The sequence below is a fragment of the Robiginitalea biformata HTCC2501 genome (genome assembly GCF_000024125.1).
Classification (GTDB): Bacteria; Bacteroidota; Bacteroidia; order Flavobacteriales; family Flavobacteriaceae; genus Robiginitalea; species Robiginitalea biformata.
Genome location: NC_013222.1, coordinates 1,615,976 through 1,642,630 on the forward strand (window position 1 = coordinate 1,615,976; position 26,655 = coordinate 1,642,630).

The window sequence follows — 26,655 nt, forward strand, 5'->3', positions numbered from 1 at the left end:
TAGCGAAAGGCAGCTACCAAGATACGGTTTTTGACAGTTGTTCCCAAGTTGGCCAGGCACGCGACATTTGATCTTTCGCAACATTTTATGGTACTTCGCAAAAAACGAGATCAGGATGGTTGTTTTTGTAGACATGGATGAGGTGCTGGCCGATACCTACGGGGCGCACATCGAACGATTCAACAAGCGGTTTGGCGCCACCTTAAGCAGGGAACAGTGCATGGGGGGCGAAGTCTGGCAGCAAATTCCCGAACACCGGGAAACCCTGTGGCAACATTACTTCGAACCCGGTTTTTTTCGTGACCTCCGACCGCTTCCCGACAGCCGGGAGGTGCTGGAAGAAATCGTGTCCAGGCACCAGGTCTATATTGCCTCAGCCGCTATGCAGTTCCCGGATTCCCTGAAAGAGAAACACGAATGGCTCGACGAACATTTCCCTTTTATCCACTGGCGCAACCGGATCCTTTGCGGGGACAAGCACATCCTGCGCGGGGACGTACTCATCGACGACCGAAGCCACAACCTGGAGAAGTTCCAGGGGCGGAGTATCTTGTTTACTTCCCCGCACAACATCCACACTACCGGGTTTGAGCGGGCGGATAATTGGCAGGAGGTCCGGGCTAAACTGCTATAGCGGCATAAATTCTTTATCTTTAGTAGAATAGAACGGGGGACGAACCAATTTCCACGCACATGCTTCGACTACTGAATTTATTGGCAGCCTGCTTGCTGCTTGCAGGGGTAATGGGCTATAGCCAGCCTCCAGCCCAATGGCTCCAGGGCATGGAAGGAATTGCGGCCGGGGAGCTGACCGTCCCGGAAAACCACGATGAACCCGGTGGCAGGCAGATTGCGATCACCTATGCCGTCATCCAGTCGCCGTCCGGCGATTCGGGGGTTCCGCCTATCGTATTTTTCTCAGGGGGGCCCGGGGGTAATTCCCTGGTACCGGGCCTGGTGGGTTTCATGCAAAACCACCCGTTCCTGCAGGACCGGGATATCGTGTTGTTCGACCAGCGGGGCATTGGGTTGTCTTCCCCCCTCCCGGATATGTCATTTGCTTCCTTCGATGTACTGGCGGCAAATGCCAACCCGGAAGAAGAGCTGGGGCTCACAGCTGCCATGATCTCCGAATACCAGGAGAAATGCAAGCGTGCCGGGATCCGGCCGCGATTCTACAACAGCCTCCAGAGTGCCCGTGATGTTGGCCGGTTGTTCGACCACCTTGGATACGAACGGTATATCCTCTTCGGCGGATCGTACGGGACCCGGCTTGCACGCATCGTACAGGATATGTACCCGGACCGGATTGCCGCATCCATACTGGACTCACCGGCTCCCCTGAGCGGGGATTTTCTGCTAAATCGCCTGGATAGTTATTCGCTCTCCCTGGGCCGCATCCTCTCCTATTGCCGGGAAAAAGAAGCATGTAATGAACAATACCCGGATCTCGAGGCCGACTACCTGGCGGCCATCGCGAAACTCGAAAAAGAACCCTTACAGGTCATTTTCCGCGATTCCCTGGATTTTTGGGTGAATGCCCAGGACGGGGTCTACCTGCTCCGCCGTTTGCTCTACCAGGACAATGCCCGGGAAAAAGCCCCTGAATTGATCCGGGAACTGCAGGGTGAAGGCGGGCCCGTCCTCCGGGACGTACTCGATTTTGAATACGAACTCACCGGCGGGTTGAACCTGAGCATGCTCTTGTCTGTGGAGCGGTTTGAAAATTTCAACCCGGGGAATACCGGGGAGGAACTGGATGCCGCTTATGAAGCCTATCCGCTGATCCCTGTTCCCCTGGGATTCTTCGACGCCTTCTACAGGGCCGGGATGGACTGGCACCAGGCCCTGCTGCCCATGCCCGAACGCAAATTCGAACCTTCGGCTGTACCGACCCTTCTCTTTGTGAATCGCTACGACCCGGTCACCCCCCCTGCGAACGGCTACCTCTTCCTGGAGGACCTCAGCAACGGCCACCTATTCATCCTCGATGAAGGCGGCCACGGCGGTGGCAACCAGGAATGCAAGGCGTCGGTTATCCGCAATTTTATGAGGGATCCGCATACTCTGCCGGACACCTCCTGCCTGAACCTCTATGAGGAATAGTCGGAGTCGGTGAATATCCGGCCCATGCCGGCGGCCGTTCGAATATTTTCCATAACTTCCCTGTTGCCCGGCCTGACCCGTAGCGGTATTCCGGGAATCGAATTGCCTGACAGTAAGAACAAACCAACCAACCGATGAAACGATTTCCGGATACCCTGGTGATCATGCTGGGGGGCATCCTCCTGGCCTGGATCTTTACCTATATCATTCCCTCAGGCGTTTTTGCGCGAATCACCGACCCGGAGACCGGCAATACCCAGGTGGTGGCCGGCTCGTATAAGCAGATCGAGGCAGATGCCCCGGGGGTATTCGACCTGCTGCTGGCAATCCCCGAAGGGATCATCGCCCGGGCCGACCTGATTGTGCTGATCCTGTTGATAGGGGGGAGCTTTTATGTCATTGAAAAAACCGGGGCCCTCGGGCAGGGGTTGCAGCGGGTCGTGGACCTGCTCAAAGGTCGCGAAGTAATGGCCCTGGTCCTGGTATCCCTTTTGTTTGCCGCAGCCGGCGCCACCATTGGCCTGCAGGAAGAAATTATTGCCCTGGCCCCCATCCTGATCCTGTTTGCGCGCTCGATGGGCTATGACGCCTTTGCAGCCCTGGGCATCAGTTATGGTTCGGCCGTCCTGGGGGCGGCATTCAGCCCGATCAACCCTTTTGCCGTTGTTATTGCCCAGGAGGCTGCCGAGTTGCCGCTGCTTTCAGGCAGCGGGTTTCGCCTGGTCGTCCTGGGGCTCGCCTTTGTGCTCTGGACGGGGGCGATGGTCCGGTATGCCCGGAATAACCGGGTGCCGAAAAAGGCCATCGAAACGGAGGGCAACCGGCTGACCCCGGGGAGTATCCTGATCCTGTGCCTGCTCGTCGCCACCTTTGTCTGGGTCACCTACGGCATGTTGCAATGGGGGTGGTACTTCAATGAATTGTCCGCGGCATTTTTCGGCCTGGGGGTTGTTGCCGGACTGGTCGGGAAGCTCGGCCTGAACGGTACGGGCCGTGCTTTCGCCGCGGGGTTCCGGGAGATGATATTTGCCGGGGTGGTTATCGGGCTGGCGCAAAGTATTACCATCCTTTTGGAGAACGGGAAGGTTATTGACAGTGTGGTCTACGGACTGTTTACCCCCCTGCAGGACCTGCCGCAGGGTATCTCTGCCCTGGGGATCTATGGCGCCCAGGCACTGTTGCATTTCCCGGTTCCCAGCTACTCCGGTCAGGCCGTACTGACCCTGCCGGTCCTCACCCCGCTATCGGACCTGATCGGGATTTCCCGGCAGACCTGCGTGCTGGCTTACCAGTACGGGGCGGTGAATATGGACCTGATTGTACCCACCAATGGGGCGCTTATGGGCATCCTGGCGGTGGCGGGTATTTCCTATGACAAGTGGATCCGGTTTATCTGGAAGCCGGTCCTGCTGCTCTTTGCCCTGGGTGGGGCCGCCATTATCACGGCCATCCAGATCGGATACGCCTGAGCCGGATCAGCGATCGTAGAACGGGATATAACCCTCCCACCTCCAGGGGGTGTAGGTGTCTTTCAGCGCCAGATGCAACAGGTCCCTGAAGATCCCTTCTGCGTTGTCGCTGTTGGCCAGGATCATTATGCCTTTACCGGCCCGGGGAAAGACGATGGTGTAGTGCTGGAAGCCATTCCCGTGGCCTTCCTTAAATAGCCCGGGCCCGTGCGGGGTTTCCAGGTAGCCCCAGCCCATGGCATACCCGAGTCCGATCCCGTCGTACCGGTCCGTTTGCTCTCTGGCGCCTTCCCCGAATTGTTTGACCGAGCGAATCCGGATTTGCCGGCTGAACAGCCGCCCCCAGCTTTCAGGTTGCAGGATCTCCCGCTTCAGTACGCCTTCCAGGAACCGGGCGTAATCCGCAGGGGTGGTCTCCAGCGTACTGGCCGAGCGCGGTTCGTTGTCGGTATCCTTTTTATAGGCGGTCCCGTCTGCCCGGTGTCCTACGGCGTAGTTTCGGGCAAATGGTTCCTTCCATAAATAGGCGGTATCCGACATGCCCAGGGGTTTAAAGATGTACTCCCGGGCCAGTTCCTCCAACGGCTGCCCGGTGATTTTTTCAAGGACCACCTGCAGGTAGACCAGGCCTTCCCCGGAATACCGGTACTCCTCCCCGGGTGTCCCGTGAACCCGCAATTTTTGGTCGGGTTCAAACCAGCGCCAGTTGGGGAACCCACTCGTATGGGCCAGGCACATGCGGGCCGTGATAGCCGGATACACCGTATCGCCTTCCAGGTTGGAATAATCATCGTGCCATTTGGTCTGCGGGGTGTATTCATGGATTTTTTTAGGCAGGTAGGACTCCAGGGGCGTATCCAGGTCAATCACCCCCTCTTCGACTAATTTCATGACCAGGACCGCAAAAACCGCCTTACTCAGGGAGGCGCCGTACATATTTGATCCGACCTCCAAATGCAGCCCCCGCGGGGCATCCCGGTACCCGAATGTTTCCTGGTATACCGGGGTTGCCTCATTGAAAACGGCAACTGCCAATCCGGTTACGCCCCCGGCTTCGGCCAGCTCTTTAATCTGTCGCGTAAGTTCGGCCGCGGAAATCCGGCTGCCATCCAGTCGTTCGATAGCCTTGGACCGCCGGATGCCGTCCAACCTTTCAATTGTGCCTGCCCGGTGGTTGGCATCCCATTGCCCGGCTAGTGCCTGGCCTTGTGCAGGGAGGGACTGGGTAGTAAGCGCAAACCCTGCAAGCAGGATGGTTTTCAGCGTTTTTTTCCTTCCGCTGCCCAGGAAGGGGATGGCCGGGTAGAAGCATTTGCGGGATCGAAGCGCATAGATGATGTTGGCAAAGGTGATGGCGATGCAGAGTGGGATTACGGTAATGAAGAAAACGAACCCGTAGCCTTCCCAGGTCAGCAGGGCGGCAAAAGATGCCAGGTAGAGGAGCAGGACGGTGATCTGGAAGTTGATCACCTGTGCCCCGTGCCGGTAGTATAGCGGGTGGTCTTCCCGCTTGTGGATCCAGAGGAAAAGCGGCAACAGGACATTCAGGAACGGGATAAACAACCCCAATAGGGGGGTGGCGTGTATCAGGAGGAGCCATTTGGCCTGAATGGTTTCCTCCCGGGGGTTGTCGATTGGCATCAGGTCTTCCACCTCCACGGAGAGGGCGGCGGCCAGGAGTTTTACGGTTTGCAGGTGGGGGTTGACGTCCCCCTTTTCGATCCGCTGGATGGTTCGTACCGTAACCTGGGTTTTGCCCGCGAGTTCCTCCTGGGAGAGTCCCTGTTTTTTGCGTTGGTAGATTAAGTTTTCGCCAAGTGTCATACTATTCGTTTTACGGGGTTTCGTCTCCGCAAAGCTACTTCCCCATCCCGGACAGCACCACGACATTTCAATGTCATCTGGCTGTCATTCGCTTGTTATACGGGTGTTTCGCAAGGGTTTCCACGGAAAATTCGATGGCAGTCGGCGTGTCATTCAGAACCGGATCAACAATTCCAGGGTACGCCCCGGTTGTTCTCCGTTTACCCAAAGCGTGTCGATTGCAAGGCTGTCTGTAGGCACGGGGCGCAACTCCTGCGTAAAGGTTTCCAAGAGCTGGTCGGCATCTTCTCCCAGGGCGATGTCTATCCGCCCCTCCACGGCTTGCCAGGTGCCCCTTACGATGGTATCCAGGCGGTATTCCCCATACCGACCGGGCCGTTCCAAACGGTGCAATTCGGCATTGCCCCCCGCTGCAAGTACATAGCGCTGCGAAACATTCCGGGAGGTCTGGCCCGCTTCCCGGATCAGGTACTGGCCGGCATAGGCCAGCGTCCAGGGATTGGGTTCGGCCTTTTTCTCTTCTTTGCAGCCGAAAGGAAGGGAGCATGCCGCTGCGAATAAAATGATCAGGAGCCTGGACGGTTTTTTTATGAATGACTGGAGTTGGGGCATGCTTGTTTTCTCAACGCGTAAAATACGCGTTTTTTACCAACCCCTCAAGCGGGAATGGGCCCGGGGAGCGACGAAATGGCTGTTCCGTCGGCCGGGGGGCTGTTCCGACGGCCGGAGGGCTGATCTGACGTCCGGGGGGCTGATCCGGAGGCTGACTCCCATTTTAAGAAGGTTCCCCGCCGGGACCGGTCTCTTCGGGCAGCATCCCAAGTAATTTCTCGACCGTATTCCGGTTCCTCGCGGTTATTTGCGTTCCGGGAAAAACCCGGTCCATTTTGGATGCCAGTTTGGAACGCCCGATACCGTCCGGGGCACGGAGGTAGGCAACGCGTCCCGTTAACGCCCATTGTTCCGAATGTGCTCGCAACTCCTCGGCCAGGTCCCGATTGACGGTTTCAGGTTCCCGGTCCAGGAAGAAGAAGTGCACGGTTTTTCCGGCATCGTCCCGAAACGGATTGGCGGCAGCTGCCTGCCGCAGCTCTTCCGGGCTTAGGGCGAGGACCCAGGGACTAAAGCCGAAGTTTTTTTCGATCAGCTCCCCGATACGTGTTTCAGGAGGACCCGGAAAGTCAAAAACCAGGTTGCCGCTTTGTATATAGGTTCGGACGGCTGCAAAGCCGTCGGCTTCCAGAGCCTCCCGCAATTCCTTCATGGGCACAATATGCTTGCCGCCTACGTTGATACCTCTTAGTAATACGACCCAGGTTTTCACGGTTTGGTGGTTTTTTGGCGTTCCGACCACAGGCCGATCAGCCCCAACAAAGGCCCGGCGGCCAGGATGGCAAATATGCCAAAGCCCCCTTCCCGACCCTGTAGTGCGGTGAGCAACTGGATACTGATTATCGTGATGGAAAACCCGATACAATTGACAATGGTGAGCGCGGTTCCTTTCAGGGCCGGGTGGGCCCGCTGCGCCACCAGGGTGGAGAACAACGGGGAATCCGCGACGACCATAAACCCCCAGAAGAGGAGGAACCCCAGAAAAACGGGCCAGGAGGCCGCGGCGGCAAGGGGCAGCGCCAAACAGCACACCCCGGAGAGGAAGAGGGCTGTGGCGGCTGTGGCTCTGGTGCCCAGTTGCCGGGACACCTGGCCGGAAACCACGCAGCCCAGGCCGCCAATCCCGATAACGGCAAACGACAGGCTGGGGACGGAGGCGGCAATTCCCGGGTGCTTTTCCAGGTATGCAGCGAGGAGTAGCGGGACAAAGGCCCAGAAGGCGTAGAGTTCCCACATATGCCCGAAATAACCGAAGGCTGCCGCCCGAAAATTGCGGTCCGAAAAGATCCGGAAAAAGCCCGAGAAGTCCGGGCCGCTGCCGGGCCGCCGATACGGGCCGTCGGCTACGGTTGCCCAAAGCAGGACCCCGCCCAGTGCGGCCAGGGCCGAAGTGGCAACCAGGGCATACCGCCAGGGGAGGTCGGCGCCCAGGCCCCGGACCAGGTGGGGAAAGGCCGTGCCGAGGACCAGGGCCCCCACCAGGAACCCCAGGGAGCGCCCCAGCTTTTTATCGAAGTAGTCCGCGGCAATTTTCATGCCCACGGGGTAGATGCCCGCCAGGAAAAACCCCGTGGCGAAACGAAAAGCGAGCAGGCTGGCCATGCCTTGTTCCCCGGGCAACATCCCCAGGTTGCAGAGGGCCCCGGCCAGGGCGCTGAACAGGAAAACCCGGGAAGGGGAAAAGCGGTCGGCCACTGTCAGGATAGCAAAAGCCAGCGTACCGCTGATAAATCCGAACTGGACGGCAGAAGTCAGATGGCCGACATCGTTCGGGGACAGGCCGAATTCCCGGACCAGGTCCGGCATCACCGCGTTGCCTGCAAACCACAGGGAGGTACAGCAAAACTGCGCGAATACGATGACGGGCAGGATGTGACGGGCAGGTTTCACGCAGCGGTTTCCCGATTAGTCCAGCTCCCGGATGAGGTGGTAGGTGAAACCGATGATTTCCGCATAATTCTCTTTGGAAATTTTTTCGTCAATCCCGTGGAAACGGCTGGCGTTCTCCGGGCTGAGCCGCATGGGGTAGAACCTGTACACATCTTCGGAAATGCCGTAAAAATAACGGGCATCCGTTCCCCCGCCAACCAGGCTGGGAACCACTACGGCTTCGGGAAACAGGCCCCGGATGGTCCGCTGCAATACCCGGAAGCCTTCTGAATCGATTTTAGATACCGGGGAGGGGTTGGTCAGGAAGCCCGTCGGCTCCACCCGGATGGTGTCGTGGACGGTGCTTCGGATGTGTTCCTCGACGGTTTCAATGGTTTCCCCCGGCAGGATCCGGAAGTTGATGGTGGCGCGCGCTACCGTAGGGATCACGTTGTTTTTAACGCCCCCGGTGATGATGGTCGGGGCAGTGGTGGTATGTGCATTCATCGCCTCGAGGATGGGACCGTCCAGCAGCCACGGGTTGGCAAAGGCCACCCGCTGGGCAAACGGCAGCTCCGGGCCCATATAGGCCAGGGTATGGTTGATGGGCTCTACCATTTTATACGGCCGCTGGTTGTTCTCCAGGTCTACAATGGCCTGGGCCAGGATGCCGATGGTGTTTTCTTTAGGGGGCTGGGAGCTGTGTCCGCCTCCGGTTTCCACCACCAGGTCAAAGGAGGCAAACCCCTTTTCGGCCAGGTTGATCACGGCTACGGGCGCATCTACCCCGGGTACGAGGTCCTGGGCCAGATACCCCCCTTCGTCCACAGTCATCAGCGCTTCAACGCCCTGCTCTTCCAGGTATTCCGCAATTTTGGCGGCCCCGTTGCTGCCGCCCACCTCCTCGTCGTGACCAAAGGCCAGGTAGATGGTCCTGCCCGGCTGGTAGCCCTCGCCCAGCAGGAGTTCCACGCTTTCCATGAGGGCCATGAGGGTACCTTTATCGTCCATCGTCCCGCGTCCGATCACGTACTCGTCCGTAATAGCGCCTTCGAAGGGTCCGGCCTCCCATTCTTCCAGGGTAGGCTGGTCTACGGGGACCACGTCCTGGTGGGACATAAAGATGACGGGCTTCTTGGCCTGGTCGGAGCCTTCCCAACGATACAAAAGGCTGTATTCGCCGATCAGCGTGAGTTCCAGGTTTTCATGCACCCGTGGGAAAACGGAATCCAGGAATTTGTGGAAGCCCTTAAAAGCGGCCGAATCCGGTTCCGCTTCTTCGCTTACGGAGATCGTCGGGAAGGTAATAGCCCCGGCCAGGCGGTCGTAAATGCCGCTGGGCAATTCAGGTTGTGCCAGGGGTTCCGCATCGATCTGGCGGGATTCCAGCGTGAAGGCATTAAAGAGCAATACCGCTGCAAAAATCAGGATGAGGGCAAGGAGTACGAGAAGGATTTTTTTCATGGTTGATTATCAGGTGTTCATGTTGTGGGGTATTCATCTTGTCGGGTGTTCATGATGTCGCGAATATCGAATCCCCCCGTAAATCTAGGCAATATGGAAAAGAAAACCGCACGGATAACAAGTAGTACGCCTGCTTCCTATTCAAAATACCCCTGCACGTGCTCTTTGAAATAAGCGGCACTGGCGGCAACGCTCTCCAGCGGGCTGCTGGCAAAATTCCCGCCTTGCTCTATGTAGTAATATTCCAGGCCGGAGGCGTCCGGGTCCGGGAGGATGTTCGGGTAGTGGATGGACCCGTTGCCCAGTTCGGTATAGTCGCGGGTACGGGTATCCATATCCTTGATGTGCCACATCACAAACCGCCCCGGGTGTTCGCTCACCAGTTGTTGCGGGGTGGTCCGGCCCGCATGTACTACCCAATAGAGGTCCATCTGCAGCTTTACCAGTTCCGGGTCCGTTTCGCGGAGCAGCAATTCGTAGGGTGTCACTTCCCCGGCGGCTTTGAATTCAAAGCCGTGATTGTGGTAGGCAAACCCAAGCCCGGCTGCCTTAACCTGTTCCCCGATGCGGTTGAGCATCCCGGCCAACTTCCTGTAATTTTCCGCTGTGCGGTAGTCCGGGGCCAGCCAGGGCCAGGTGATATAGGGACTCCCCAGGGCGAGTGCTCCCTGGATACATCGATCCGTAAACCAGCGCATGCGGTCTTCGGGGGCGTCGAAGAAGGTCGAAAAACCGTAGTGGCCGCTGCTTACAGTGAGCCCGAGCGTGTCCAGGCTGCTTCTTAACCGGGCTGCCTCCAGGCCGTAATACGTCACCGGTTCCGGGTCAAAGCCGTATATCTCGAAGTCTTCATACCCCATCGCCTGGACGGCCTTCAGGGTGCCCAGCGGGTCCCGGTTCATGTCGTCATTGACCGTAAAGAGTTGCAGCCCCAGTTTAAATTTCCGGGATCCGGAAGGTGGATTGCCGGAAAACACCGGGCCGGTTTCGGGGGAGGTTTCACGCCAGGGGCGATGGCACCCGGGTGTTATATTACTGCGTCCCAGGGCGCCCAGCGGCAGCAGGCTGGCCGCACCGGCCAGGCCCGAACGGGAAATAAACTTTCGACGGTCCATTGACATACTTGCTTTTCGATTTGTGGTTTTCTGAAACGGCTCCGGCTCAGGCTCCGGCTCCTTCCAGGGCTCCGGCTACGGTTCCGGCGCGGGCTTCGGCTCCTTCCAGGGCTCCGGCCCTGGCGCGGGCTCCCTCCCGGGCTTCACAATGGCAGCTAAGCCGTTGTTGTTGGTTTAATGCATGGTTCCTGCTGCTTTCCGGTAGGCCGGGGCGCCCCCTACAACCGGTAGCTCCAGGTGGGTGGCTTCCAGGTCGATGGTCAGCTCCGTGCCCGGTTCGGGCCAAAGCGTAAAATCCCGGTCGGTCGAAAAAATCATCAACCCGATTTGCTGTCCTTTTGGAATGACCTGGTCGTCGGGGTTCAGGTCGAAGGCGACGTCGTAGAAGCGTCCGGGTTCCAGGGGTTCGCTTTCCGTAAGGGATCGGTAATTCTGCGGGTCTGCCCATCCCCGGGTAATGATATTGTCCGTGATGCGGGTACCCTGCCCGGTATTCCAGGGCAGGGAAACAAGCCAAACGGACAGGTTGGCCGCTTCCTCACTGCTCGCCAGCCGGATGGTCACCCGGGGAACCCCCGAGATATGCAGGTCTTCGGAAAGTACCGGGGTGGTGTAGAGGAGTCGGTGCCCGGAGGTTTCTGCCCGTGCCAGGGTCTCTCCGGGAAACGAAAAGTTGTCTACCAGGGTCTCCCGGGTACCGCTATCGGCTTTATTGGCCAGTAACCTTCCATGGCCTGGCGCCCCGGGGGAGGGGTACAACACAACCGGTGCGGCTTCCGGGTTCGGGTAATCCGCGTAGGGGGTCGGCTGGCCACTATCCATTTTTTCCCGGACGATCCAGGCCCTGGGGTCGTTTTCCACACCGTTCTCCACTCCGTGCAGGTAGCGGGTAAACCAGCGGTTCATCATTTTCAGGGGAGGCGGCCCCCCGTGTCCGTTCTGGTGGTAGAAGATCTGTGCCGGGATGCCTTTGGCCCGGGCGGCTTTGTAAATCCGGTAACTGTGTTCCGGCATCACGTTCCAATCGTTAAAGCCGTGCGACATCAACAGGGCCGCCTTCATGGGCTCCATGTCGTTCAGGTAATCGCGACCTGCCCAGAAATCGTTGTAATCCCCGGTAATCCGATCCATCCCCATCTGCATCTCGGTATCCCGGACCGTCTGGTCGTTGTGGGGCCTGCGCGCGGTATCCCCGCTGTTGATAAAGTCGTAGAGCACGTCGATGTCTTCGCCCAGGTACCCGCCCGGCGAGCGCACCAGGCCGTTGGAGCGGTAATAGTGGTAATAGGAGGTATTCGGGGCGATCGGGATGATGGCTTCGAGTCCGTCCACCCCGGTGGTGGCCGCTGCCAGCGGGATGGTCCCGTTATAGGACGTACCGGTCATCCCTACCTTCCCGGTAGTCCAGTACGCCTCGACGGGTTCCCCGCCAACAGGCTCCGTATATCCTTTGGCCCGGCCATTCAACCAGTCAATCACGGCTTTGGGCGCCAGTGATTCGTTGTCCCCGCCCACAGTTGGGGCCCCCTGGGACAGCCCGGTTCCCGGGGAGGAGGAATGCACCACGATATAGCCCCGCGGCACCCAGGTATCGATATGGGAATCCGAGATAACCGGCCGTTTGCCCTTGCGGGTCACTGCCGGGTGCACCCGCTCCCTGGGCGCCGGTTGCCCGAGTTCGTGTTTTACATCCCAGAACAACCCATCCACAAAAGGCGCCGTCCCCGCAAAATACGGGCTCGAGATATAGATGACCGGCAGTTTCAACCCTTCCGTTTCGGTCTGGCCCGGACGGGTGACCGAGACATGCATGCGGTCCGGTTGCTGGTCCCCATCCGTGTCAAACGGGGTTTCCACCCACAGGTCGTGTCGGATCCAGTCTTCCGGGTCCAGAAACCCCGGCACCACCTGGGCTTCCCCGTTTTCGAAGACCGGATGGGTCTTGTCCATGGGCTGGGCCAGGGCCCCTGCGTGGAACCCGATAAGTGCCGTAAATAGGAATTGGGTGAAAAATCGTAAGCGCATAACATCCCTGATTTTGAGTTGAAACAGCTTACAAGATAGGGAATCCCTTCAATAGCCGCTATTCGGGATTCTCCAGAAATCCCTTGAGGCGCTGCCGGATAAAATACTCCCACCCGCCGATGCAGCTTTCCCGTTTGAATTCGGGTATATCCCCGGGGAAATCCTCGGTAATCGTGTTGATAAGGTGTACCCGGGTTTTGGCTTCCACACCGGCCAGTTCAAAGGTTACATACCCGCACCCCGCATAATTCTCATACCGCCATTCGCAGGTAATCCGGCAGGGCGGATCTGCCTCGGTAATCCGCCATTTGTGGGGGAATACCCGGTCTTCAACCGCCACGTCAAACCCGGTTTCAAACCCCACCTCGGCCTTGAAATCCGGGATGTCCTCAAAATACCATGCGCGCATTTGGTCCGGGTCGGTAATGGCCTGCCAGACTGCTTCCTGAGAGGCGTTAATAATTGTCGAGATTATAATGGGCGGATCGGTTCGTTTCATCGCAGCGTGATTTTAGTTATCGGCTTTTCTGTTATCGGTTTTATTCGGGCATTTGCCAAACGGATAGGATCCGGCCGGCATCGGTTATCCGCACCAGGTCGGGCCTGGGGGTCTCCCCGGTAAATACCAGGCGGGAAGCAAACAGGAGTTTTCCGAAGTTGGAATAGGCCACCCAATGGGAGGTAAGCGGATCTTCCAATTGGCGAATTACCTCCTGCCTCCCGTCAGGATGGATGACCTTGTATTGGCGCATTCCCCAATAGGCCAGCAACAGTTCGCCGTCCCGGTAATCCGCGTCAAAAACCTGGTTGCGGCCCAACGGGGGCTCGGGGGCATCCGGGTCCAGGAAGGAATCCCAGTATTGGAGGACTTTGCCTTTTTGGTCCGTTAACCAGCACGCGCCTTCGCCCAGGAGCAACAGCCGGTCATCCTCCAGGTGGCGGATCTTGCGGACAGGCTCCCCGAAATACAGGTAAGGCTCGGGCTCCCCGCCTTTTTCCAAAACGGCTACCCCAGGGTACCGGCCCATTACCATCTGCATATCCGAAAGCATGAAAAAGCCCGCCTCCCCCACGTGCCAGGAGTCCGGGAACCAGGGCCATATTTCCTCGGCGGTTTTACCGGGGCCCAGTTTCAGCACGCGGGATTCAAACCGGTCTTCGGCAGCCAGGTAGCGCCTTTCAACCGCGTATATTTCTTCGCCCCGGGCAGAGAGCATAAAATCGCTCGCCGGGTATTCGGATTGCAACAGGACAATGGGATCCGTACCCGGTTTCCAGGACATGATGCAAGCCTTGTGGTCCGGATCTTCCACCGGGCTGATATACGACCAGAGCACCTGTTCGCCAACAACAAGCAGGTTGCCTGTGGGATGCGCCCATGCCTCGGGCCCGGCGAGTAGGAGCAGCAGGATCGGATACAGTTTCCAGTAGTGGCGGGTGGCCATAAGGAATTTGTTTTTAAGGGGGAATGGAAACCCAAACTACTAAATTTAGGCGTAAACCCCACCATTTGGGCGTAAACCCCATCATTTGGGCGTAAACCCCATCATCATATTAATTCGTGTAACAAAAATTGACCCGCGGCGTCTATTGTTGATATTTCAAATTCAGATACCGGAATAAACCACTTCATTTCCGCCAGGGTCGCCAGGCGACCAACGGACCTTCGCCCCTCCCAACTTTCGTTTACCTACGCCTTTATCCATTAATCAGAAAACTATGAAACCATTTGCTCATTACATGGGGTATATACTCCTGCCTGCCATCCTGATTGGTTGTTCAAAAGACGACGACCAGGCTCCGGGTAACCCCGGGGGTTCGAACCCGGTAGCGATTAACCTCGTGGAGGATTTCTCGCACCTGGAAAATGCCGAGGCAGTTGAAATTACCCTGAACCTGGAAATTCCAGCCTTCAGAACCGGTCAGGTAACCATCCGGATCGCAGCGGACGACGGTTTGCAGTTCCATACAGTCCCCGCGGCTATCAACGGGTTTTTGACCCTGCAAATTGCAGAAGAAGCCGAAACAGTCGCCTTTACATTGGTCCCTCAGGACGATGACCTGATCGGCGGGATGAAACACGTCGATTTTACGATTTCCTCCGCCAGCGAAGGATTTGCCATAGGCGAACGGGGGTCCGTCAGCGTGGAAATCATCGATGACGAGTTGCAGGGGAAACCCAGGTCCTACCAGTCGTCCGGAGGCGGTTGGAAATCTTCTAAAACCTATCTTTACCGCCCGGACGGGCAGATCGACCGGGTGGAATGGGAGACGGAAACCCCAGGCCTGCGCCGCGGTACGGATACCTTCTATTATGAAGACGGGAAAATATCCCGGATTAACTACCACGATGGCCGGGACGAGTATTTTTACTGGGATAACGGCCGGCTGGCCACCTCGGAAGTCATTGACCAGGGAGTTCGCAAGTCGTACGATGTGTACGCCTATGACGAAGCCGGGAATATCGGGGGTAAGCAGCAATTCGATTTGCAGGGTTCCGGGGAGTACACACTTTCCCATGTCTTTGTCAACCTGTTTTTCACCGACGGGAACCTGTACAGGCAACTGACGTATATTCCGGTGGATACCCCGGAAGAGTACGAGCTGATTTCGACCCGTACTTATGAAAACTACCTCGATAAACCGAATATGTTTCCCGTGGTTGAGGTGGTGCCGACCGTTCAGGCACAACACAACCTGCCGGGTTCTTACCGGGTGGAGGAAAACGGGGCGGATCTGCAGTATGTTTTTTCTTATGAATACGATACCGAAGGAAGGGCTGTCCGCCGGACAACCCAGGGGGAAGAGACTACCTATAGCTACTATTAAACCGGTAATTCGGAAAAGGAAAAGGCTGCAATGCAGCCTTTTTTATTTCGGGAATTTTTGTTGCACGGCCCGCGGCTGGGGGATGGGTCCTGGCGGCTGGAGATAGGGTCCTGGCGGCTGGAGATTGGGTCCGGCCTGTTGCGGGCACTTGGGATGCATACCGCGGAGTTTCTGCGTCATTCACCTTTTTTCGCTTCGCGGAATGCCTCCTGGATCCGGCGGGTGACCGGGCCGGGTGCCTCTTGGTAACACGCCTCGCCATCCACCCGCGCGATGGCCATCACCTGCGTGCTCGTACCGGTTAGGAAGGCCTCGTCCATTTGGCGCACCTGCCCGGCCGGCACCCCTTCCAACCGCACCTCCAGGCCCAATTCACGGCATAGTTCCAGGACAACCCGGCGGATAATTCCGTCCAGGATGTTCGTGTCGGCGGGATGGGTATAAACCACCTCGCCCCGTACGAAAAATACATTGCAGTGGGAAGCCTCCGTAACCCGTCCATCCCGGATAAAAATGGTTTCGTAACAGGAATTGGAGGCGGCCTCCTGGTTGGAGAGGATATTTCCCAGCAGGGAAGTAGACTTGATATCGCAGCGATGCCAGCGGAAATCCTCCCGGGTAATTACCGAAGCCCGGGATGTTTCAACCTCCGGGAGGGTTTTGGGCCAGGCGTACATCATGGCGGTGGGCTGGGCGTCCGGGGGGAAGGCGTGTTGCCGCGGGGCCGTACCCCGGGTCACCTGCAGGTAGAGCAGGCAGTCCTGGCCCGCCAGGCCGGAGGCTTCCAGGAGGGCAGGTATTTCAGCCTCCAGGCGGGATGCGTCAAAGGGGATGGCAATTTTTTCCAGACAGGATTGCATGCGCGCCATATGATCGGCCTGCCGGAAAAACCGGCCGCCAATCCGGGCCATCACCTCGTAGATCCCGTCCCCGAATAGAAAGCCGCGGTCAAAAACGGAAATCCGGGCCTCCTCGGCATCGAGGATTTCCCCGTTCAGGTAAACTTTTTTCGGATAGTCGATTGGATGGGGCATGCCGCGTTGGATTTTCGGCCTAAGGTACACAGTTCAACGTAAAATATTTTCAGGCTGTACCGGCGGGATCGCGAAATAGGCAGCCCTAAGGTCGGCAGATCAGTCCCATAGCGTCCCGTCAAGTCCCAGGACTAGGCGCTGCGACTATACCGCCGGTGATAGGCCCAGGCGGCGGCGGCCCCCATGATCGAAAAAGCCCCGAGCATCCAGAAGACGTGCCGGTGGCCCGGGGGTCCGGGAGATGCGTCCAGGAGGTATCCCATGGCGGGGCCGGCAAAAATATCCGGGGTATATCCGACAAGGGACACCATACCCACAGCGGTTCCCGTAAGCAATAACGGGATGCGGCCCCGTTCCATCACCGCAAAGTAAATGGCGCGTGTTGCGTATACGCCCGCTGCCACAATGAATGTGGAAACAAAGAACAAAACAGTGGCGGAATGGGTAACCAGCCCGGTGGCGAAGAGGAGGGAGCCCCCGGCAGCGATGACGAAGCTCAAAAAGAGCATCAGCGTTGTCTGGGTCCGGTCGGCCACAATGCCGATCAATACGCCGATCACCGGGCGGATAAACAACAGGAAGGTCCCCACCTGTGCGGATTCCAGCTGGTCGTAGCGCATCACGTCCTGGGCAAAGAGGGAGAAGACATCGGTAATCTTATAGCCCACATAGCCGCACAGGATGATCAGCATGAGCAGCCAGACAGACCGCAGGCGGAGCACCTGGCCGATTTGCGACCAGGTGATCCGTTCCACCCGGATGGACTTTTCGTCCCCATCGCTGGTTTTCATAAAGCGCCAGACCAGCCCCCCGACGAGTGCGACCAGGGCCGATGAAAACAAAATGACGTATTTGAAAGCTTCCTGACGCTCCTCAAAGGTGGCGTCCAGGGCTTCCGAGACCAGGAAGAGGGAAAATACCAGCACGCCCAGGGTGCCGAAAAGCGCGCCCACCAGCCCGCGGCCGCCGTCCAGGAATCCAAAGGCCTTTCCCTGGGACCCCGTGCCGCCCCAAACCCGGGTAGCTTTGATCATCGGGGCCCAAAACAGGAATATGGTGGTGAATCCCCAATACCCGTAGAGGATCCGCAGCACGGTAAATCCGGGAAAGGTGGCGTAGACCAGGCCGCCCAGGGCGGTAGTCCACAGGGCGATGGCGATCAGCCGCCGCGGCGCGTAGCGGTCGGCCAGCGGCCCCCCCAGCAGGTAGGCGATGAGTGCCACCAACCCGTACACCGAAAAGCAAAGTCCCAATTCCGTATTGGTCAGGTCAAATGCCTCCAGGACGGTAGGCCGGAAAACCCGCGACAGGACAAAAGGCAGGATAAACACCGATTCCCCGGCGAGGATGAGCAATAACAGGTAGTACCAGGGGGCTTTTGCGGTCTCCATGTAGTGGGTTGGATTGATTAGAGATGGATGGACTCCCGGGAAAATTAGCGATTTATATAGTAGGAAACCAGACGCCAGGATTATGGCGGCTGGCTGGGGATGGTCAAAAAACCCGGAAACGCATCGCGTTTTATTGGGTTCCCGGGGGCTCCAGCTGCTTCATTAGGAATTCCGCGTACCCCATGGAGGTATCCCGGTCTAACGGCTCTTCGCCGAGGATGGAGCGAGCCAGGGATTCGGGCAATTCCGGGAATTCCGGGCCGAAAAACTCAAATGCGATGGTATGCCATTGCTGTTCGCAAAAGGCCACGCGGCCGTATTCCACCTGACAGCCCGATTGGATGGATTCCCCGGGGGGCGAGGTTGTCAGGGTATCCCCAACCGGGTGCAGGATGGCGACCCGGCGACTCTTGGATACCGGCAACCAATTGTCGGGGTTTTTGTGAAGCAGCGAGTGGGTAGCCCCTGCATCGGCCAGGGCGAAACTCCACTTTGTATAATTTTCAAACCGGCCCCAGTGGTACGGGGAGAGGCAGCCGTCGGACCAGGTGCCCAAACGTTGTTTGATCTCGATATTCCCTTCGCGGTATTTGGTGCCGACGTCGGCCTTGTGGAGGTCCAGGTAGTAATCCACCCGTTCCTCCGGGGATTCAAAGGGGAGGCTTTGAAACCATCGGAGGATTTGCGTGTGTTCGCGTTCCAGGAACCAGCGTATTTCCCTAGTGGTTCCGGAGGGCATCGATCAATTCCTTCTTGTTCATTTTGGATCGGCCTGCAATCCCGATTTCCCGGGCCTGCTCATAGAGCTCCTCCCGTGTCCGGGCCTCGTATTTGTCGGCAGCGCCTCCTTTTTCCCCGGCATCGGGTGTATTGGCGATCCGCGCGGCTTTTTCCTTGCTGTAGCCCTTCTCCCGAAGCGCTTCGTACTGATCTTCGTTCTTGATGCTTGAATTCGGCATGGGAATGATTTTTTAAGATAGAGCAAATGCATTCGCTACACCCGAAATATACTGGTAATCGTCCGCTAAAACGTTTGGTTTCCCACCAGGAATTGCCTCGATTCCCCAGGGAATCAACCGGGCGCATCGGCGAGGAAGGTGACCGCCTTCATGTTGATGATGTCCGTATTCGGGGCCTCAGGCTTTACCGGGATAAAATAGATGTCATGGCGTCCCTGTATCTCTTGTTCTAGCGGTACTTCCAGGGTTTCCACCCGGTCCCAGTTGCCGGTGGCCGGATACGGGGTCCTGAGGATAACCGGTCCGGCCCGGGAATCGATGCGGACCTCGATGGCACCTGTGGGCCCCTCCGCCGAATATTCGAACAAAAACCCCGTAATGTGCGTCAGGTCTACGTCCTTCATCATATAGTAGGCTTTATGCCCTGCATTGGTCAGGTAGTTGCCGAAGCGCTCAAAGCCTACATACTCGTCCATGGATACCATGGGGACGCGGGCATTGCGGAATATAAGGACCTCCCGCCCGGTCAGCGGGCCGATTCCGTTAGCGCCTGTATCCCTGTAGGCAGCTTCCAACAAGTACCTTCCGGATGCGCCTTCCTCCCCGTGGTCCCTGAATCGAACGGAACCCGTGCGGGCTACTTGGGTCATTTCCCCATCGGCATCCGAGAGGGACAGGATGTACCGGACCATCTCCCGCACATCGGCCGCGGCCAGCTGGGGGTGGGCGCTCATCGGGCTTTCACCCCAGACCCCGGCACCTCCTTCGATGACTTTTTTCACCAGGTATTCCATTGCGTCCGGCTGCCCGGAGTAGCGGCGGGCGATATCCGTATAGGAAGGCCCTACCGAGGCCCCTTCCGTCACGTGGCAGGCACGGCAATCGCTGCGTTCAATCAGCGCGTAGCCGTAGGGCATGGGGGTGTCCGCTAAAGGCGCTCCGGCTGTGGCGGCCCTGGCGGGTTTGGAAGTAAACCCGAACCGGACGGAAAGCCTGTCGGGGTCCGTTGCGGGTTCTTCCGGGTCCGAAACCCGTACCTCATAGCGGAATGGCCGGCCCTCCCAGAAAAAGGATTGATTGTCAGGGCTCTCGAATGCCACCCGGGGCGGCTCGTTGCCCACCGTTACCCGGACGCTGTCCGTGGCCCTATTCCCGGCCGCATCCGTAATGGACAGGCGGGCGGTATAGGTTCCCGGACGGGTATACGTATGGGTTGGATGCCGCTCCGAACTGACGGTTTCCCCCCCGTCAAAGTCCCAGGAGTAGGATAGTGTCTCGCCACCATCCGGATCCCCCGAACCCCGGCTCGTGAAATGGACCCTGAGGGGTGCCTGCCCGGCAATTTCCCGTTGCGCCTGCAGGGTGCGCAATTCCGAGGTAATATATACCCGTTTGGAGAGGTTTGCTTCGGCGGCGGAATCCCGGATACCTGCACTGGCTACCGGAGGCCTGTTCCCCCGGTTGTAGGCAATGCGTACCAGGCGGGCATCGTCGTTGTCCGCCCCGTAGACCGAACCGTATTCCAGCATGTACAGCATGCCGTCCTTCCCGAACACCGCATCGATCGGGCGCCTGAAATCCCCGTTTTCCGTCATAAATGGTTCAGCCCGCAGGTAATTTTCTTCCGCATCGAACCGCAACGCCTTTACCCAGTTACGCATCCACTCAAACACGAACAACGTACCGTCGTAATACTCCGGAAACCGGTTGGGGGCCTCGGAATCCGGGTCGTATTTGTAGAAGGCGCCTGCCATGGCCGAACGCCCGCCCGTCCCGAAATCCGGGAATTCCGCAGACGCGTCGTACGGATACCAGATCATGGCCCCCCGGGCCGGCGGGAGCTGGTTCAGACCCGTGTTGTTGGGGGAGTCGTTGTAGGGCGCATCCGGATCAAAGGTGGAATTCCCGGCCTGTTGCTGGAAATCCCAGTCCGTATAGGCGCGGTTATTCCCGATAAAATAGGGCCAGCCGTAATTCCCGGCCGATTTGGCCTGGTTGAATTCGTCGTACCCCTTGGGGCCCTGGGGCCCGTCTTCACCCGCATCCGGTCCGATATCCCCCCAGTAGAGCGTACCGGTATCCGGGTTGACGGCAATCCGATAGGGGTTGCGGCACCCCATGATGTAGATTTCCGGCCGCGTTTTGGGCGTATCGGCGGCAAACAGGTTGCCATCCGGGATCGTATAGGGGTTGGTGTTGGATTCCGGTCCGTAATTGGGTCGGATCCGGAGGATTTTTCCTTTTAAGTCGTTTGTATTGGCTGCGGACCGTTGCGCGTCCAGGCTGATATACTCCGGGCCCGGCCGCTCGTCGAGCGGGGCGTAGCCTTCAGCCGGGAAGGGGTTGGAGCTGTCCCCGGTGGAAAGGAGCAGGTTGCCGTCCGGGTCCCAGGCCATCGACCCCCCGTGGTGGGATCCGCCGTCCCGGTGTACGGGTACCTGCAGGAGGACCAGCTCGGAATCCGGATCCAGGGTCTGGTCATCCCGTACGACAAAACGCGAGAGGTTGAAGACGATTGTTTCGGCCTCCGTGGCCGGGGCATAGTACACATAGATCAGGTTGTTGGTGGCGAATCCCGGGTCCAGCTTCACTCCAATCAGGCCGGTGCCGCCTTCGGTGGCCACGTCAAACCGGTGGGCAATGCCGTGCTCGCCCGTATGGATGTTGTAAACCCCCAGGTTGGCCGACCGGAGTTCCGTGTAGAAAATGCGGCCGTCATCCGAGATATCCAACTCCATCGGGATGCTCAGGTCGTTCAGCAGGACGGTTTTCTCAAACCGGTTCGCTTCCGGTTCGGCCATGGCCGTTGCCCGGGAGTAATCCAGGTTCCGCCCGCTTCCCATGGCGTAGCGAATACCACCCTGCAGGTGCCTGAGGAACAAGGGTTCCGAAAAGGAGGCGGGTGTGTGGCCCCCTCCTGTGTAAAAGGAGCGGCCCCCGTCGAATTCGTGGTACCAGGCGATGGGGTGTTGGCTTCCGTTGGTGCCGCCCCGGTAGGTTTCCTCATCGATCTGTGCCAGGACATGGATATTCGGGTAGAAGGAGCGGTAGTTGTACCATTCGTCCCGCCGCTCCCAGCGGGCGGGCAGGCTATCCGTGGCGGGATGGTCCGAATCCACGATATCGATGGCGGCGGTCTGCACATTCGGGTTGTGCGGGTGGCTTTCAAAATAGGCGCCCACCAGTTGGCCGTACCAGGGCCATTCGTACTCCGTATCCGCCGCGGCATGGATGCCAACAAACCCGCCCCCGGCCTGGATATACCTCTGGAAAGCGGCCTGTTGTTCCGGGTTGAGGACGTTCCCCGTGGTATTGTTGAAGATCACCGCATCGTACCGCTGCAGCTCCTCGTCGTTGAAGTCCGAGGCGTCCCGGCTGAGATCCACGCGATACCCGTTGGCCTCCCCGAGGCTGTCGATGGCCTTGTTGGCAATCGGGATGGATTCGTGCTCCCAGACCGCCGTCCTGGAGAATACCAGGACCCGCGGGCCTTCATCCTCGCAGGAGGCGAGGCTGCCCCCTGAGAGGATGGCGCAGAGGCAGGCGAATAAAAAGTTTAAAAGGACACGGCTGGAATTGCGGAAGCCCGACGGGTTCCGATGGGTCTGGTTCATGGCAGTTGCTAATTGGATATTTACGGGTTCGGGTACCGGTTAAAATCCAAAAGATACAATGCTTTTGTCATTTTGACGGAACGTATGCGCCCTAATATTCCCCTTTGTGCCTGTAGTCCCCCCACCGGGGCCGGTCCGTTGATTTGAGCGGTATCTTCATGCCGTCAGTGGTTTCCAGCCAGTTGTAGAGGGAATCGAGCATGGTTTGGATTACCTCTTGTTTTTCCGGGTCGCCGATGAGGTTGTACATCTCATGGGGGTCGTTCTCCAGGTCGTAGAGTTCGTTCCGGTCCCAGATGCCGTGGTAGCGGATGTATTTGTACTTATCCGTCCGCATGCCAAAGACGGTTGGGGTCATCGGGAAATCGTTTTCCCAATAGTATTCGTAAAATATCTTATCCCGTTTGGTAGCATCTTTATCCCCCGTCAGGATTGGGATAAAAGAAACCCCCGGCATATCGTCCGGCTGGGCCACCCCGGCCTCGGCCAGCACGGTGGGGCCAATGTCGATATTCTGGACCATGTCCTGCGGCACCTGGCCGCCCTCGAAGAGCTCGGGGCAACGCACCAGCAGCGGAACCTTGACGGACTCCTCGTAGAAATGGCGCTTGTCGATAAGCCCGTGTTCCCCCCAGCTGAAGCCGTTGTCGCCCATATAGATGACCAGGGTCTCCTCGTCCAGGCCTTCTTCTTCCAGGTATTCCAGCACGGCACCCACGCTGTCGTCCACCCCCAGGAGCGTCTCGCAGTAGGCCTGTACGAGTTCCTGCATGTCGATGTTGCTGTGGTACATATAATCCACCCCGTGCCAGCTCACCCGCTGGTCGGCTACCCATTCCGGCCATTTCAGGTCGCGCCAGGCCCCGGTTTTGGTCTGCTCGTATGTGGGCGGCAATTCAATTTTCTTCCCGGCATACCGGCCTTTGTGCCGCCGGGCCGGCTGGAATTCCGCGTGTACGGCCTTGTGGGAGAGATAGAGGAAGAAGGGCTTGTCTTTATCCCGGGACTCCAGCCAGTCCACGGCGTGCTCGGTGAGCAGGTCGGTGATATAGGTGGAATCCTTGTATTCGATGCGCTCCCCGTTGATGTTCAGCGTGGGGTTGTAGTAGACCCCCTGCCCAAAGAAGCTCTCCCAGTGGTCGAAGCCCGGGCGGGGCTCGTCCGTATGGCTGCTCATATGCCATTTGCCCAAAAAGGCCGTCTGGTAGCCCGCCTCCTGCAGGTATTGCGGGAAATAGGTGAGGTTACCCGGGTTCGGGGCCTGGTTATCCACAATCGTATGCGTATGGGAAAACATCCCGGTGAGGATGGAGGCCCGGCTCGGGGAACAGAGGGAGGTGGTGACAAATGCATTCGGCAGGTAGGCGCCCTCGGCCGCCAGCCGGTCCATGTTCGGGGTCTCCAGCCAGGGCACCTTCCCGGTGAATCCCATATAGTCAAAGCGGTGGTCGTCGGTGAGGATAAAGATGACGTTGCGCTGTTTTTTGCCGGTATTTCGCTGGGCGGTAAGCGAGGTGGGGACTCCCAGGAGGAGTCCGCAGGCTAGTGCAATCAGGGGTCGCATTATTTGGAACATCTGGTTTGGGTTATTTAGGTTGTTTAATTGGATTTATTCATTCATTTCAAGAGTGTTCTCGGATGGCAGGTAGCCGATCCGCCGGGCATTTACCTGGATGGTCTGCCCCGGTTTCAGGGGGACCGTTCCGCCTGAATACACTTCCCAGGGTATGGGGACTTCCACGGTGGTAGCTTTGTTCCCGGGCATAAGATAGAAAAAGTCCCAGGTTTTTATTTCGCGGACCCGGGTGGTATCCCCGATGGCCCCGTCAAAGATCCGGTAGCCGATGGATGCTCCCGGCGTGTCGGAAAAGAGCCGGACGCCCCCCGCCACCTTTTCAATCACGGGAGTTGCGGTTACCGGCGGGGAATCCTTTCCGTTCCACCAATTCCGGATCATTTCGGCTTCCGGTATTTCCGCCACGTCGCCAACGGCCTCCAGCCAGTTAAAGAGGGCGGTCTTTAATTCAGCCTGTTTTTCGGCGAAGGCCGGGTTGCCGGCCAGGTTGTGAACCTCGTCCGGGTCTTTGGCCGTATAATAGAGCTCTTCCTGCGGCTTGGGGGCTTGAAACCAGTCCAGCAGAAACGGATTGGTGATTTCCCCCGCATCCCGCATTTCGATTATTTCCCGCATGCTGGCCATTTGCTTCCGGTAGGCCAAATCCTGGTATTTGGGGACTTCCGGCATGAAATTATACACGTACCGGAACGTCCCGTCGCTCACGGACCGCACCCGGTCGTAGTGGTTGGCCGTGCGGTCCCGGGCAGCGAAGATGTACGCATTTTTTTCCTCGTTTTCGTGGGGGCCCAGAAAAGCCTTTCCCTGCAGGTACTGCGGTGGCTGGATGCCCGCAATCGAGAGCATGCTCGGGGCAAAATCGACAGCGCTGATCAGGTCGTTGTTTACCGAACCCGCCTTTTGGCCCCCGGGATGCCGGACCATAAAAGGGATGTGCAGGCCGCGCTCCAGGATTTCGCGTTTCATCCAGGGCAGGTTCCCGCCGTGGTCGCTGTAGAATATGATATAACTGTTTTGGTAGACCCCGTCGGTTTTGAGTTGGGCTATGAGCTCCCCGAAGTCCCGGTCCATTTGCTCGATGCGGGTAAACAGGGCTGCCTTGTCGCGACGCATTTGTCCGGTGTGCTCATAGTACAGCGGCAAGGTCATTGCTTCCGGGTCGTAGTACAGGGAATCCGGGGGGCGGATCACCTGGGATTCGTGGGTAATCGCCAGGTTGAAGACGCTGAAAAAAGGCTGCCCGGCTGCCCGGTTCCGATAGCTGGCCGCCACGCTGCTTTCGTCCCAAACGGTGACCGGTTCTTCGAACTGATAGTCTTCCTTGGCATTGTTAGAGGTGTAATAGCCGTTGATGCGCAGGTATTCCGGGAAGGCGCGCACATTCTCGGGCAGCACGGCCGAATGGCTGGGGACGCCCTCGGGCATCAGCCTCGGGTCGTTGTGCGTACGCATATGTGGGGTGCCAATGGATATCTGGTTCATCCCGGTGATGATGGCAGACCGGCTGGGTGCGCACACCCCGGAAGTGGTATAGACCCGGGTATACCGCTCGGCTTCCCTCGCAAAATCGTCCAGGTTAGGGGTCCGGATCCCGGCCTCCCCGTAGCTCCCCAAATAGGGGGAGATGTCTTCACACACAATCCAGACGATATTGGGCTTCTCCTGCGCAAACCCCAAGAAGGTAGTTGCCAGGAAAATCTGGAGGGGCCAGAAAATCTTTCTCGGGGAAACGTATTGAAAAGCAGATCGTATAGTCACAGGGCGTCTTTTTGTTCCAAGGGTGGACGAATTCCATCTCGTAGTTCTATTTCATAGAGTTGATTTCTCCCTGTTTATAGACACGGTTTGCTGAAATAATATTTTGCAGGACTATTAATTTGAAGACAGTTGTGTTCGGAACTTCTGTTTTTTTTGATGCTGATCCAAGTCATCCGGTATTTCCGACGTCTTCGGGTTAAAAAATTCATTTTAAGATTTTGTTAATTAATTAATATATTTGATTCCAATGCCGCAATGCAGGATCAGATTATTGCGGATTTGGCAATTTCACGTTTTAAAAACCCTCGCGGATATTGTTTCAACTCATGCTGGACCAATCAACAGACAGGCACAAGCACTCGCCGGAAGCTCCAAGTGATTCCGGGTTGTGGGGCCGATTAAAAGCTGGAGACATGGAGGCGCTCGGAGCGCTCTACGACCGGCATGTGGATGATTTGTTTGCAGTATCTCTCTATGTATGCGGCGACCGGAGTACCGCCCAGGATGCCATTCACGACCTCTTTCTGGATCTGTATAAGTATCATAAAAAACTCGCCCCGGCCGACAATGTCCGCGCCTACCTGATCACTGCACTTAGGAGAAGGCTTTATAAGGCCGGCAAGGCAAAATCGAGATCCCTGGATGACGAAACCAACGGGGCCCGTTTCCTGGACCAGCCCGGTCACTTTACAGAATCCGCGGAAGAGGTGATCGTCCTGAAAGAATCCCAAAGAGGATTGCGCCAGAGCCTCCACAAGGCATTGCAAACGCTTACCGAGCACCAGAAACAGGCCATCCAGCTTCGTTTTACCCAGGACAAGAGCTACGAGGAGATCGCAAAGGACCTGCAGCTGTCGGTACCTTCGGCTCGCACCCTGGTCTATCGCACGCTGAAAGCCATGCGAAAAGCAGCCCTCTCCCTGTTTTTTTAATTTTTTTTCGATTTACGTGTCTATAAATGCGAATGCCCGGACTCCTTTAGTTAAAGGGGCCGGCAGACATGCACCGAT

21 protein-coding genes are annotated in these 26,655 nt (G+C 57.8%); 5 read left to right on the forward strand and 16 right to left on the reverse strand.

The genetic code is table 11. From position 1 onward, the window contains the following. Window positions 1-115 precede the first annotated feature (115 nt). From RB2501_RS07170 to RB2501_RS07180, 3 genes are all read left to right on the forward strand, one after another. Window positions 116-634: a 5' nucleotidase, NT5C type gene (locus tag RB2501_RS07170; protein ID WP_041327062.1), complete on the forward strand. Its 519-nt coding sequence runs from the start codon at window positions 116-118 to the stop codon at window positions 632-634. Window positions 635-693: 59 nt separating this feature from the next. Next, window positions 694-2,106: an alpha/beta hydrolase gene (locus RB2501_RS07175; RefSeq protein ID WP_148214310.1), complete on the forward strand. Its 1,413-nt coding sequence runs from the start codon at window positions 694-696 to the stop codon at window positions 2,104-2,106. Window positions 2,107-2,240: 134 nt separating this feature from the next. Beyond that, complete coding sequence (locus RB2501_RS07180; RefSeq protein WP_015754100.1) at window positions 2,241-3,575, forward strand: YfcC family protein; 1,335 nt, start codon at window positions 2,241-2,243, stop codon at window positions 3,573-3,575. Between the two features lie 6 nt (window positions 3,576-3,581). Here the strand turns inward: RB2501_RS07180 and RB2501_RS15775 are convergent, their stop codons facing one another. The 9 genes from RB2501_RS15775 to RB2501_RS07225 all read right to left on the reverse strand — a co-directional run bounded on the left by RB2501_RS15775 (window position 3,582) and on the right by RB2501_RS07225 (window position 13,929). Continuing rightward, a complete protein-coding gene (locus tag RB2501_RS15775) occupies window positions 3,582-5,399 on the reverse strand; it encodes a serine hydrolase (protein ID WP_015754101.1) in 1,818 nt (605 codons plus the stop codon). A 153-nt stretch (window positions 5,400-5,552) separates the two neighbouring features. Continuing rightward, window positions 5,553-6,011 carry a hypothetical protein gene (locus RB2501_RS07190; protein ID WP_015754102.1) on the reverse strand — a complete coding sequence of 153 codons (459 nt, stop codon included), beginning with the start codon at window positions 6,009-6,011 and terminating at the stop codon, window positions 5,553-5,555. Between the two features lie 163 nt (window positions 6,012-6,174). Beyond that, the gene (locus RB2501_RS07195; protein WP_187289186.1) at window positions 6,175-6,723 is read right to left on the reverse strand and encodes a DUF1697 domain-containing protein; all 549 of its coding nucleotides are present in this window, start codon (window positions 6,721-6,723) and stop codon (window positions 6,175-6,177) included. Continuing rightward, window positions 6,720-7,901, reverse strand: coding sequence for an MFS transporter (locus RB2501_RS07200; RefSeq protein WP_041327063.1), 1,182 nt, complete (start codon window positions 7,899-7,901; stop codon window positions 6,720-6,722). Before RB2501_RS07200 ends, RB2501_RS07195 begins: the two co-directional genes overlap by 4 nt. A 15-nt stretch (window positions 7,902-7,916) precedes the next feature. Then, window positions 7,917-9,344 (reverse strand): M20 family peptidase, encoded by a 1,428-nt coding sequence (locus tag RB2501_RS07205; protein ID WP_015754106.1) that lies wholly within the window; start codon window positions 9,342-9,344, stop codon window positions 7,917-7,919. 137 nt (window positions 9,345-9,481) lie between these two features. Next, complete coding sequence (locus RB2501_RS07210) at window positions 9,482-10,465, reverse strand: sugar phosphate isomerase/epimerase family protein (RefSeq protein ID WP_202944106.1); 984 nt, start codon at window positions 10,463-10,465, stop codon at window positions 9,482-9,484. Window positions 10,466-10,633: 168 nt separating this feature from the next. Continuing rightward, on the reverse strand, window positions 10,634-12,484 hold the full coding sequence (locus RB2501_RS07215) for a Xaa-Pro dipeptidyl-peptidase (RefSeq protein ID WP_015754108.1): 1,851 nt from the start codon (window positions 12,482-12,484) through the stop codon (window positions 10,634-10,636). Between the two features lie 58 nt (window positions 12,485-12,542). Next, window positions 12,543-12,983, reverse strand: coding sequence for an SRPBCC family protein (locus tag RB2501_RS07220; protein WP_015754109.1), 441 nt, complete (start codon window positions 12,981-12,983; stop codon window positions 12,543-12,545). Between the two features lie 40 nt (window positions 12,984-13,023). After that, the gene (locus RB2501_RS07225) at window positions 13,024-13,929 is read right to left on the reverse strand and encodes a hypothetical protein (protein WP_015754110.1); all 906 of its coding nucleotides are present in this window, start codon (window positions 13,927-13,929) and stop codon (window positions 13,024-13,026) included. A gap of 274 nt (window positions 13,930-14,203) precedes the next feature. Here RB2501_RS07225 and RB2501_RS07230 point away from each other — a divergent pair, with 274 nt between their 5' ends. Then, a complete protein-coding gene (locus RB2501_RS07230; RefSeq protein WP_148214312.1) occupies window positions 14,204-15,313 on the forward strand; it encodes a toxin-antitoxin system YwqK family antitoxin in 1,110 nt (369 codons plus the stop codon). Window positions 15,314-15,489: 176 nt separating this feature from the next. Here RB2501_RS07230 and RB2501_RS07235 read toward each other — a convergent pair whose 3' ends face one another. The 7 genes from RB2501_RS07235 to RB2501_RS07265 form a co-directional block, all read right to left on the reverse strand. Beyond that, the gene (locus RB2501_RS07235; RefSeq protein WP_015754112.1) at window positions 15,490-16,347 is read right to left on the reverse strand and encodes an aminotransferase class IV; all 858 of its coding nucleotides are present in this window, start codon (window positions 16,345-16,347) and stop codon (window positions 15,490-15,492) included. A gap of 131 nt (window positions 16,348-16,478) precedes the next feature. Then, a complete protein-coding gene (locus tag RB2501_RS07240; RefSeq protein ID WP_015754113.1) occupies window positions 16,479-17,738 on the reverse strand; it encodes an MFS transporter in 1,260 nt (419 codons plus the stop codon). Between the two features lie 130 nt (window positions 17,739-17,868). Beyond that, window positions 17,869-18,477: a hypothetical protein gene (locus RB2501_RS07245; RefSeq protein WP_015754114.1), complete on the reverse strand. Its 609-nt coding sequence runs from the start codon at window positions 18,475-18,477 to the stop codon at window positions 17,869-17,871. Then, window positions 18,458-18,697: a DUF7218 family protein gene (locus RB2501_RS07250; RefSeq protein ID WP_015754115.1), complete on the reverse strand. Its 240-nt coding sequence runs from the start codon at window positions 18,695-18,697 to the stop codon at window positions 18,458-18,460. The genes RB2501_RS07245 and RB2501_RS07250 overlap by 20 nt, the downstream gene beginning before the upstream one ends. Before the next feature lie 113 nt (window positions 18,698-18,810). Then, complete coding sequence (locus RB2501_RS07255; RefSeq protein ID WP_015754116.1) at window positions 18,811-22,311, reverse strand: ThuA domain-containing protein; 3,501 nt, start codon at window positions 22,309-22,311, stop codon at window positions 18,811-18,813. Window positions 22,312-22,402: 91 nt separating this feature from the next. Then, complete coding sequence (locus RB2501_RS07260; RefSeq protein WP_015754117.1) at window positions 22,403-23,875, reverse strand: sulfatase family protein; 1,473 nt, start codon at window positions 23,873-23,875, stop codon at window positions 22,403-22,405. Window positions 23,876-23,920: 45 nt separating this feature from the next. Beyond that, a complete protein-coding gene (locus tag RB2501_RS07265) occupies window positions 23,921-25,645 on the reverse strand; it encodes a sulfatase family protein (RefSeq protein WP_083760693.1) in 1,725 nt (574 codons plus the stop codon). A 413-nt stretch (window positions 25,646-26,058) separates the two neighbouring features. Here RB2501_RS07265 and RB2501_RS07270 point away from each other — a divergent pair, with 413 nt between their 5' ends. After that, entirely contained in the window at window positions 26,059-26,577 is a 519-nt protein-coding gene (locus RB2501_RS07270; protein WP_015754119.1) for an RNA polymerase sigma factor, read from the forward strand. The last annotated feature ends 78 nt before the right edge of the window (window positions 26,578-26,655 follow it).